The sequence below is a fragment of the Arthrobacter sp. E3 genome, assembly GCF_017353415.1.
GTDB lineage: Bacteria > Actinomycetota > Actinomycetes > Actinomycetales > Micrococcaceae > Specibacter.
Genome location: NZ_JAFMPX010000083.1, coordinates 1 through 1277, shown reverse-complemented (window position 1 = coordinate 1277; position 1277 = coordinate 1). Strand labels below are relative to the sequence as shown.

Sequence of the window (1277 nt, the reverse complement as noted above, 5' to 3'; positions counted from 1 at the left end):
CTAGTAGAGCGTCGGTTCTAATATTCTGCTGAGATAGTGTATGAAGGATGTGGGCGGATCTTCCCCGGCTCCCCGCCCGGAAAGAGGCTCCGTGAAGGCTAGGACACGCACCCGCCCCGTCAGGCTCAGTCCCGCGGACAGGAAGGCGCTGGTCCTGCTGACCCGCACGGGGTCCCATCCGGCCCAGGAGGTCCGCAGGGCACGGATCCTGCTCGAACTCGATGAGAACGACCGCGACCGGCACGGTCCTGTTCCCACGAACGCCGCCATCGCCGGGCGTGCCGGGGTCTGTGTCGACACGATCGTGAAGGTAACCAGGGCCTACAGTGAGCACGCCGGAGACGTGCAGGTGACGATCCGGCGCAAGAAGAGGCTCACCCCGCCGGTGGAATCCGTCGTCACCGGTGAGGTCGAGGCCCGCATTCTCGCCCTGGCGTGCTCGCAGCCCCCGGAAGGCTATGACCGGTGGAGCCTGCGCCTGCTGGAGAAACACATCGTGCTTGTCGATGACATCCCGGACCTTGACCACTCAACCATCGGCAAGGTCTTAAAAAAACGAAACTTCGCCCTCACCTGAAGCAGTGCTGGACGATCCCGCCGAAAGGGAACGGGGAGTTCCTCGCCCGAATGGAAGACGTCCTGGATGTCTACCACCGCCCCTATGACCCTGCCCGTCCGGTGGTGTGCATGGATGAGAAACCGTACCAGCTCCTGGCCCATGCCCGGGAACCGATCCCGGCCGCCCCGGGGCGGGACCGGAAGGAAGACAGCGAGTACGTCCGCCATGGCACGTGCGCGATCTTCGTCTGGGTCGAGCCGTTGGCTGGACACCGGCGCGTGGTCGCCCGCCAGCGGCGGACTCGGGTGGATTGGGCGCACGAAGTCGAGCGCCTGCTCACGGTGGACTACCCCGAGGCCGAGACCGTCGTGCTGGTGATGGACAACCTCAACACCCACACGCTCGGTTCCCTGTACGAGGCCTTCGACCCGGCCAAGGCGCACCGCTTGGCCCAACGCCTCGAGCTCCACTACACACCAAAGCACGGGTCCTGGCTGAATATCGCCGAAATCGAGCTCTCGGCCCTGACCAGGCAGTGCCTGGACCGGCGGATCGATGACCTGGGCGTGCTGAACACCGAACTAACCGCCTGGCAGGAAGCAACGAACACAGACCAGCGGCAGGTCAACTGGCAGTTCACGACCGCAGACGCCCGCATCAAGCTGCGCCACCTTTACCCCGAGCATTCAGAAGGAAATTAGAAGCGACGCTCTACTAG

The 1277-nt window shown here is 64.3% G+C and carries 2 protein-coding genes; both read left to right on the top strand.

Annotated features, from left to right (window positions below):
• Positions 1–91 precede the first annotated feature (91 nt).
• Positions 92–577: a helix-turn-helix domain-containing protein gene (locus JMA46_RS16710; protein WP_207346474.1), complete on the top strand. Its 486-nt coding sequence runs from the start codon at positions 92–94 to the stop codon at positions 575–577.
• The gene (locus JMA46_RS16705) at positions 574–1260 is read left to right on the top strand and encodes an IS630 family transposase (protein WP_247647403.1); all 687 of its coding nucleotides are present in this window, start codon (positions 574–576) and stop codon (positions 1258–1260) included. The genes JMA46_RS16710 and JMA46_RS16705 overlap by 4 nt, the downstream gene beginning before the upstream one ends.
• Positions 1261–1277 lie beyond the last annotated feature (17 nt).